This is a genomic window from Hydrogenophaga aquatica, assembly GCF_054780915.1.
This window is the reverse complement of the sequence record NZ_BAAGVK010000027.1, coordinates 83,711-92,275: the sequence shown is the minus strand read 5'-3', so window position 1 is coordinate 92,275 and position 8,565 is coordinate 83,711. Positions and strand designations below refer to the sequence as shown.

7 protein-coding genes and 1 other RNA gene are annotated in these 8,565 nt (G+C 62.2%); 2 read left to right on the top strand and 6 right to left on the bottom strand.

Annotation, left to right across the window (positions count from 1 at the left end):
* The 6 genes from ACYVHH_RS17860 to ompA form a co-directional block, all read right to left on the bottom strand.
* Nucleotides 1-511 (bottom strand): hypothetical protein (locus ACYVHH_RS17860; RefSeq protein ID WP_460566721.1); only part of this gene is annotated, 511 nt, incomplete at its 3' end.
* Nucleotides 512-559: 48 nt separating this feature from the next.
* Complete coding sequence (locus tag ACYVHH_RS17855; RefSeq protein ID WP_460566719.1) at nt 560-1,798, bottom strand: tyrosine-type recombinase/integrase; 1,239 nt, start codon at nt 1,796-1,798, stop codon at nt 560-562.
* Nucleotides 1,799-2,025: 227 nt separating this feature from the next.
* Nucleotides 2,026-2,402: a transfer-messenger RNA gene (gene ssrA, locus ACYVHH_RS17850) on the bottom strand.
* Between the two features lie 14 nt (nt 2,403-2,416).
* A complete protein-coding gene (locus ACYVHH_RS17845; RefSeq protein WP_460566717.1) occupies nt 2,417-3,088 on the bottom strand; it encodes an HAD family hydrolase in 672 nt (223 codons plus the stop codon).
* A complete protein-coding gene (gene ubiG / locus ACYVHH_RS17840; RefSeq protein ID WP_460566715.1) occupies nt 3,085-3,798 on the bottom strand; it encodes a bifunctional 2-polyprenyl-6-hydroxyphenol methylase/3-demethylubiquinol 3-O-methyltransferase UbiG in 714 nt (237 codons plus the stop codon). Before ubiG ends, ACYVHH_RS17845 begins: the two co-directional genes overlap by 4 nt.
* Nucleotides 3,799-3,873: 75 nt before the next feature.
* The gene (gene ompA, locus ACYVHH_RS17835; protein ID WP_460566713.1) at nt 3,874-4,530 is read right to left on the bottom strand and encodes an outer membrane protein OmpA; all 657 of its coding nucleotides are present in this window, start codon (nt 4,528-4,530) and stop codon (nt 3,874-3,876) included.
* Nucleotides 4,531-4,811: 281 nt separating this feature from the next.
* On the opposite strand from ompA, the gene gyrA reads away from it, so the two are divergent.
* Together gyrA and serC are read left to right on the top strand one after the other, a co-directional pair.
* Nucleotides 4,812-7,445, top strand: a complete 2,634-nt coding sequence (gyrA, locus tag ACYVHH_RS17830; protein WP_460566711.1) for a DNA gyrase subunit A — start codon at nt 4,812-4,814, stop codon at nt 7,443-7,445.
* Between the two features lie 4 nt (nt 7,446-7,449).
* Nucleotides 7,450-8,565 (top strand): 3-phosphoserine/phosphohydroxythreonine transaminase, encoded by a 1,116-nt coding sequence (gene serC, locus ACYVHH_RS17825; RefSeq protein ID WP_460566709.1) that lies wholly within the window; start codon nt 7,450-7,452, stop codon nt 8,563-8,565.

Genomic DNA, 8,565 nt, shown 5'->3' with positions numbered 1-8,565 from the left:
CCGGCCAGTCCGTTCGCGCCAGCCATGCCGACATGACGCGAAGCGTTTCCACACAAAACGGCATAGAGCCCATTTTTACGGCCGCCTTTATGGTCAACCCGTCCTTCCCACAGACTGCGTTGACGTCCACAGCAAGAGGCGGATCACCTCTGGCCGCCCTCTCCATCCCGTCGGCCTCTCGCGCAATAGCATCCTCTTTATCCAACTCCCCGCAATGCCGGAGAAATCGAACCTCGGAAATGATTTGCTCGTTTCTTGTCGGTGGTTTTCTTCCAACACTTTTCAGCGTCTCTTCAGCAACCCAAAGTGCTGCCTCCAGTTCACCGATGTACCACTCTTGAGCACCTGCAATCATGGAATACCGGTTACGCTCCAGCTCCAGTTGTGTAGGTTCACCAGTTTGGGCGGCCTCATGCTCCTGTTGCTGCAGTAACTGCTCCAGAAGCTCACGCCGTTGACGCATTGCCTCGGTGAGGGCTGCCCACTGAGGCAGAAAATGCTCGGTCATCATGTATCCCATCTTCAAGACAGGCAACTCGCCACAGGCGAGATTACGCCTTCATGCCGTCTTCAACTCGATCACATCTGCACCTGCAGCCAGCTTGTCCAGGTAATCCGCCCACTGCTGCATCATGGCCTGTCGCTGTTTCAGGTAGGTGGTCCGGTTGTAGGCCCTGCCGTTGGCATCCCGCACCGCATGGGCAAGCTGAGCCTCGATGACCAGTGGATCACATTCCAACCTCTCGGCCAGCATGGTGCGGGCCGTTGCCCGGAAGCCATGCCAAGTCTGGACGTCCGGGGTGTACCCCATCGCAATCAAGGCTGAGCGAACTGAGTTCTCGGAAATCGGTTTGCTGCGCTGGCGCTCACCGGGAAAAACAAGGCCCGTGGACTCGGTATAGGGTTTCAGTCCCTTCAGTATCTTCACGGCTTGGGGTGGCAAAGGGACCAAGTGAGGGTCGCCGTTTTCTTTGCCATCCTTGCTGCGCTTCATCCGCGCCGCTGGTATGGTCCACAGCGCTGCCTCCAAGTCGATTTCGGCCCATGCCGCTCCACGCAGCTCTCCGGGGCGCTGGAACAGCAGTGGCGCCAACTGCAGAGCAGCTCGCACAACCGGTCCGCCCTTGTAGCCTCGGATTGCCCGGATCAGTTCGCCCAGCTTAATGGGGTCGGTAATAGCGGCGAAGTGCTTGCCGCGATACGGAGAGAGCGCCCCCTTCAAGTCGCCAGTAATGTCTCGTTTCACACGGCCCGTGGCCACGCCATACCGCCAGACTTGCCGCGCCAGCATCAGACCACGGTCGGCAGTCTCCACCGCACCACGCTCCTCGACCTTGCGAAGAGTCGCCAACAGTTCCACCGGCTCAATTTCTGCCAAGCGCCGCTCACCCAGCCAGGGAAATAGGTCACGCTCAAACTGGCGCTTTGCCCGCACCGCGTGGGCTTCGCTCCATTGGGGCTCCTGCTTTTCGTACCACTCCAAGGCCACCACCTTGAAGGTGTCACCAGCGGGGTTCACCGACTTGAGCTTTTCCACCTTCCGGGCCTGGGTGGGGTCGGTACCTTCTGCCCGCTGCAACTTGGCGGCATCCCGTGCACGCCGTGCTGCGTTCAGGCCCACAGCCGGGTAGCTGCCCAATGCCAGCCGGGAATCACTGTTGCCCTTACGGAACTTCCAGAACCAGCGCTTAGAGCCATTGGGCGCCACTTCCAGGTACAGCCCTCCTGAGTCCGTCACACGCAGCCGCTTCTTGTCAGGCGGACATGTCACGTTACGGCATTGGGTATCGGTCAGCATGTTGGGATTTCCGTCTCTGTTCCCCACACCGAAGGGGGCGATTTACCCCACAGCAGCAGGTCTTGTTCCCCACAAAACCCAGAGACACGGGGATGTTCCCCACATTGTTCCCCACGAATTTACTGGCTGTCAATGACAAACTTGTACGTCCCTGAACGGTAAATTCTTGATTTTTCAAAGAAAAAGGCCGCTAACTGTATGTCGTTAGCGGCCTTTGTTCATCAAGGTGGTGGAGCTGGGGGGATTTGAACCCCCGTCCGCAAGCCTTCTTCGCGCAGTTCTACATGTGTAGCCGTCTGTTTTGGGTCTTACCCGACACGCCGCGCAGCGGCACGCTGCATGTCAGGCCAGCAACCTTGAATCTCGCTGGCGGACAAGTTGCCCGTCCGTCAGCCAGCCGATATGAATTCCCTTGCAGCCTGGACAGTCTTGCGACCGCCCTTGCCCAGCCTATCGGCCTGCTGTTGCAAGGCTCACCGGATTAAGCGGCGAGTGCGAAACGTTCGTCGTTTGCAGTTACTTTTTTTCTGCGGTTTTACGAGGTGACAGAACCTCGACATGCCCTGCTGCGTGCCCGAACCCACGTCGAAACCAATGCAGCCCCAGTGCTGTCTTAGTTTAAGCCAATTCCAGAAAGTTCAAGAGCTCCAGCGGATTTTCTATTTCCGCGTCGGCGCCCCAGGCACTCACGTCATTGCGCAACCCCAGGTAACCGTAAAGGGCAGCCACGGTAGGCATGCCCGCCGCCTTGCCCGCCACGATGTCCCGCTCGTCGTCACCGACATACACACAGGCCTGTGGCGGCACCCCCAGGCGCTGTGCGGCCTCCAGCAATGGAGCCGGATGAGGCTTGGGGTATGGCGTGGTGTCGCCGCCAATCACGGTTCCCGCAGATGAAAACAGCGGCATGCCCGCGGTCAGGGGCAGCGCGAAACGTTCCGACTTGTTGGTCACCACGCCCCAGCTCAAGCCCATCGAGCAAAGCCCTTCCAGCATCGCGTCCACCCGCTCGAAAGGCTGTGTGCGCTGCGTCATGCAGGCCTGGTAGTTGTCGAAGAACTCGTCCCGGTAGCTGAAAAAATCGGGGTGATCGGGTGTGAGTCCGAACGCCACATGCAGCATTCCCCGGGCACCGGCGCCGGCCATGGGGCGGTAGGTTTCCAGGGGCAAAGACGGCAGGCCGCGGCGCACGCGCATCTGGTCTACCGCGTAGCCCAGATCCGGGGCACTGTCTATCAGGGTGCCGTCCAGGTCGAAAAGGACGGCTTGCACACCAGCAAAACGTTTCATGCCTCGGCCTTGCGGGTAGCGATCAGGTAGTTGACGCTCGTGTCGGCACTCAGCCAGTAGCGCCGGGTCAAGGGGTTGTACTCCATGCCCCGCGTGCCCTGCAGGTCCAGCCCCGCGCGGCGGCAGTAGCCCGCCAGTTCGCTCGGCCGGATGAACTTCGCGTACTCGTGGGTGCCCTTGGGCAGCAACTGCAGCACGTACTCCGCACCCACAATGGCAAACAGGAAAGACTTGGGGTTGCGGTTGATGGTGGAAAAGAAAACCCATCCACCGGGCTTCACAAGCGTTGCACACGCCTGCACCACCGAGGCGGGATCGGGCACGTGCTCCAGCATCTCCATGCAGGTAACCACGTCGAACGTCCCAGGCTGCTCGGCAGCCAGCTGCTCGGCGCTCACCTCGCGGTAAGTCACATTGGGGGTTGCGGCCTCCAGCGCGTGCAGCTGGGCCACCTTCAAGGCCTTGGCCGCCAGGTCGATACCCAGCACCTGCGCGCCCTTGCGGGCCATGGCGTCGGCCAAGATACCGCCGCCACATCCAACGTCCAGCACCTTCTTGCCAGCAAGCGCGGCTTGCCGGTCGATCCAGTCGAGACGCAAGGGATTGATCTGGTGAAGCGGGCGGAATTCGCTCTCGGGGTCCCACCAGCGGTGGGCCAGGTCGGAAAACTTGGCCAGTTCGGCCGGGTCGGCATTGACGGTCTTGTCCATGCAGGCATTATCGCCTCAGGCAACAAAAAACCGCGCCTGGGCGCGGTTTCCTGTGACGTCTGGAAAGACTCGAAATCAGTTGGCGCGAGTGCCGACCACTTCGATTTCCACGCGACGGTTCTTGGCGCGGCCTTCGCGGGTGCTGTTGTCAGCCACGGGCTGGGCTTCGCCCTTGCCTTCGGTGTACACGCGGTTGGCATCGATGCCCTTGCTCACCAGATAGGCCTTCACGGCTTCGGCGCGGCGCACGGACAGCTTCTGGTTGTAAGCGTCAGGACCGGTGGCGTCGGTGTGGCCCACGGCGATGATCACTTCCAGGTTGATGCCCTTGACCTTGTCAGCCAGGTCGTCCAGCTTGGCCTTGCCCTCGGGCTTCAGCACAGCCTTGTCGAAATCGAAGAAGGCGTCAGCAGCGTAGGTCACCTTGGAAGCGGCAGCGGCGGGTGCCGGAGCAGGTGCGGGTGCCGGAGCGGGGGCAGCAGCAGGAGCCGGAGCGGGGGCAGCGGCAGGTGCCGGAGCGGGTGCCGGAGCCTGGGGAACGATGGCGCCGTCGCAACCCTGGGCCGCCGTGGCGGGGGTCCAGTTGGCATTGCGCCAGCACAGTTCGTTGGTACCGTTCTTCCAAACCAGATCGCCGCTGCCATTGCGCCAGTTGTCAATGGTCTGGGCGCCTGCAGCGGTGGCCAGGGCGGCGGTTGCGAACAGCATGGCAACTTTGTTCAGTTTCTTCATCGGTTTCCTCTTGGTGTTGGCGCAGGTCAACCTGCAAACTTTTTTGAATGGCGTTTGAGCAACGCCATACCGAGTGGTTCCGCCATTCTGCCACAAGCATTCATGCGCACACATGTCGCGGGCTTGACTAGCGCTGTCGGCTGGCCTTCGAAATGGCAGTTGTTGCATCTCGACCACAACCGGCAGGCAACTCTGGCGCCTGGCGCAGCCAAGCCCGATTCGGAACGCCCGCCCGCTGCCATCTAAAATGGGCGGTTATCCCGATACTCGCAAGGCGCCTCATGACCTCTTTCGCCAAGGAAACCCTGCCCATCAGCCTCGAGGAGGAGATGCGGCGTAGCTACCTCGACTACGCGATGAGCGTGATCGTGGGGCGCGCCCTGCCCGATGCCAGGGACGGCTTGAAGCCCGTGCACCGCCGCGTGCTGTACGCGATGCACGAACTCAACAACGACTGGAACCGCCCTTACAAGAAGTCGGCGCGTATCGTCGGTGACGTCATCGGTAAATACCACCCGCACGGCGACTCTGCGGTGTACGACACCATCGTTCGCATGGCGCAGGACTTCTCGCTGCGCCACATGCTGGTGGACGGCCAGGGCAACTTCGGTTCGGTGGACGGCGACAACGCCGCCGCCATGCGATACACCGAAATCCGCCTGTCCAAGATCGCCCACGAGATGCTGGCCGACATCGACAAGGAAACGGTCGATTTCGGGCCCAACTACGACGGCAGTGAGAAGGAACCGCTGGTCCTGCCCACGCGCCTGCCCAATCTGCTGGTCAACGGCTCGGCCGGTATTGCGGTGGGCATGGCCACCAACATCCCGCCCCACAACCTCAACGAGGTGGTGGACGCCTGTCTGCACATGCTCAAGCACCCGGATGCCTCCATCGACGACCTGATGGAAATCATCCCTGCGCCCGACTTCCCCACCGCCGGCATCATCTACGGCATCAACGGCGTCAAGGACGGCTACCGCACCGGCCGTGGCCGTGTGGTCATGCGCGCCAAGTGCCATTTCGAAGACATTGACAAGGGCCAGCGCCAGGCCATCATCGTTGACGAGATTCCCTACCAGGTCAACAAGAAGTCCCTGCTGGAACGCATTGCAGAGCTGGTGCACGAGAAGAAGCTCGAAGGCATCAGCCACATCCAGGACGAGTCCGACAAGTCGGGCATGCGCGTGGTGATCGAACTCAAGCGCGGCGAGGTGCCCGAGGTCGTCCTCAACAACCTTTACAAGCAGACACAACTTCAGGACACCTTCGGCATCAACATGGTGGCGCTGGTGGACGGACAGCCCAAGCTGTGCAACCTGAAGGACCTGATCGACATCTTCCTGCAGCACCGGCGCGAAGTGGTGACCCGCCGCACGGTGTTCAACCTGCGCAAGGCGCGCGACCGCGGCCATGTGCTCGAAGGCCTGGCCGTGGCACTGGCCAACATCGACGAGTTCATCCGCATCATCCGCGAGTCCCCCACCCCGCCGGTGGCCAAGGCCGAGCTGATGACACGCAGCTGGGACAGCCAGCTGGTGCGCCAGATGCTGACGCGCGCCAAGGAAGACGGCTCGGTCGTCAACGCCGACGACTACCGCCCCGAAGGACTGGAGCGCGAATTCGGCATGCAGGCCGACGGCCTGTACCGCCTGAGCGAAACGCAGGCGCAGGAGATTCTGCAGATGCGCCTGCAGCGCCTGACTGGCCTGGAGCAGGACAAGATCGTGGCCGAGTACAAGGAAGTCATGGCAGAGATCGACGATCTGCTCGACATCCTGGCCAAGCCAGAGCGCGTGTCGGCCATCATCGGCGACGAGCTGGTGGCCATCAAGACCGAATTCGGCCAGACCAAGCTGGGCGCACGCCGCAGCCTGATCGAGCACAGCGCACAAGACCTGTCCACCGAAGACCTGATCACCCCCACCGACATGGTGGTGACGCTGAGCCACAGCGGCTACATCAAGAGTCAGCCCCTGAGCGAATACCGCGCGCAAAAGCGTGGCGGACGCGGCAAGCAGGCCACGGCCACCAAGGAAGACGACTGGATCGACCAGCTCTTCATTGCCAACACGCACGACTGGATACTGTGCTTCAGCAACCGGGGCCGCCTGTACTGGCTCAAGGTGTGGGAAGCGCCGTCCGGCTCGCGCGGCTCGCGCGGGCGTCCCATCGTCAACATGTTCCCGCTGCAGGAAGGCGAGAAGATCAACGTGGTGCTGCCGCTGACGGGCGAGTTCCGCAGCTTCCCAGAAGATCACTACGTCTTCATGGCCACCAGCATGGGCACGGTCAAGAAGACCTCGCTTGACCAGTTCAGCAACCCGCGCAAGGCCGGCATCATCGCGGTGGACCTGGACGAGGGCGACTACCTGATCGGCGCGGCACTCACCGACGGCCAGCACGACGTGATGCTGTTCAGCGACGGCGGCAAGGCTGTGCGGTTTGACGAAAACGACGTGCGCCCCATGGGCCGCAACGCACGCGGCGTCAAGGGCATGACGCTGGAAGACGGCCAGAGCGTGATTGCCATGCTGGTAGCCGAAGACGAAACGCAAAGCGTGCTCACCGCCACCGAGAACGGCTACGGCAAGCGCACGTCCATCGTGGAATACACCCGCCATGGCCGGGGCACCAAGGGCATGATCGCCATCCAGCAAAGCGAACGCAACGGCAAGGTGGTGGCCGCCACGCTGGTGCATGCCGACGACGAGATCATGCTCATTACCGACACCGGCGTGCTGGTGCGCACCCGTGTGAGCGAGATTCGCGAACTCGGCCGTGCCACGCAGGGCGTGACGCTGATCGCCCTGGACGAAGGCGCCACGCTCAGCGGTCTGCAGCGCATCGTGGAGAACGACGCCAATGCCGACATCAACGGAGACGAAGCTGGTGAAGAACCCGCCGCAAACTGACCTCATGACCCGCCCCTACAACTTTTCCGCCGGCCCTGCGGCCATGCCCGAGGACGTGCTGCGCAAGGCAGCCGCCGAAATGCTCGACTGGCATGGCAGCGGCATGAGCGTGATGGAGATGAGTCACCGCGGCAAGGAGTTCATCTCCATCTGCGAACAGGCAGAAGCCGACTTGCGCGAGTTGCTGGCCGTGCCGTCCAATTACCGCGTGCTGTTCATGCAGGGTGGCGGCCTGGCTGAAAATGCCATCGTGCCCATGAACCTGGCAGGCCTGCGGCCTTCACAGGCCATCGATTTCGTCGTCACGGGCAGCTGGAGCCAGAAGTCCGCCAAGGAAGGCCAGAAGTACGGCAACGCCCGTGTGGCGGCCAGCGGCGCAGACAGTGGCTTCACCGCGATTCCGGACGCCGCCACCTGGCAACTGCGCGAAGACGCCAGCTACGTGCACCTGTGCAGCAACGAAACCATCCACGGCGTGGAGTTTCAGGAACTGCCCGACCTGCGCGCACTGGGCTGCGACGTACCACTGGTCATCGACTTTTCTTCCCACGTGCTGTCGCGCGCGGTGGACTGGTCGCGCGTCGGCCTGGCCTTCGGTGGCGCCCAGAAGAACATCGGTCCGGCCGGTGTCACGCTTGTGGTGGTGCGCGAAGACCTGCTGGGCCATGCCCTGCAGATCTGCCCCAGCGCGTTCGACTACAAGACCGTGGCCGACAACCACTCCATGTACAACACGCCGCCCACGTACAGCATCTACATGGCGGGGCTCACGTTCCAGTGGCTCAAGGCCCAGCAAGAAGGCGCACTCACTGGCGTTGCGGCCATGGAGGCGCGCAACATCGCCAAGGCCAAGCTCCTGTACGACTTCATCGATGGCTCGCAGCTCTACGTCAACAAGGTGGACAAGGCCTGCCGCTCGCGCATGAACGTGCCCTTCCTGCTGCGTGACGAATCGCGCAACGACGCCTTCCTGGCGCAAGCCAAGGCGCGCGGCCTGCTGCAGCTCAAGGGCCACAAGTCGGTGGGCGGCATGCGCGCCAGCCTCTACAACGCCATGCCGCTGGCAGGCGTGCAGACACTGGTCGACTTCATGCGCGAATTCGAAAAAACACAGGCCTGA

Excerpts from the sequence above, each read along its gene's own strand:
- ACYVHH_RS17845 (WP_460566717.1), bottom strand. The coding sequence starts at position 3,088 with ATGAAACGTTTTGCTGGTGTGCAAGCCGTCCTTTTCGACCTGGACGGC.
- ompA (WP_460566713.1), bottom strand. The coding sequence starts at position 4,530 with ATGAAGAAACTGAACAAAGTTGCCATGCTGTTCGCAACCGCCGCCCTG.
- serC (WP_460566709.1), top strand. The coding sequence starts at position 7,450 with ATGACCCGCCCCTACAACTTTTCCGCCGGCCCTGCGGCCATGCCCGAG.
- gyrA (WP_460566711.1), top strand. The coding sequence starts at position 4,812 with ATGACCTCTTTCGCCAAGGAAACCCTGCCCATCAGCCTCGAGGAGGAG.
- ACYVHH_RS17855 (WP_460566719.1), bottom strand. The coding sequence starts at position 1,798 with ATGCTGACCGATACCCAATGCCGTAACGTGACATGTCCGCCTGACAAG.
- ubiG (WP_460566715.1), bottom strand. The coding sequence starts at position 3,798 with ATGGACAAGACCGTCAATGCCGACCCGGCCGAACTGGCCAAGTTTTCC.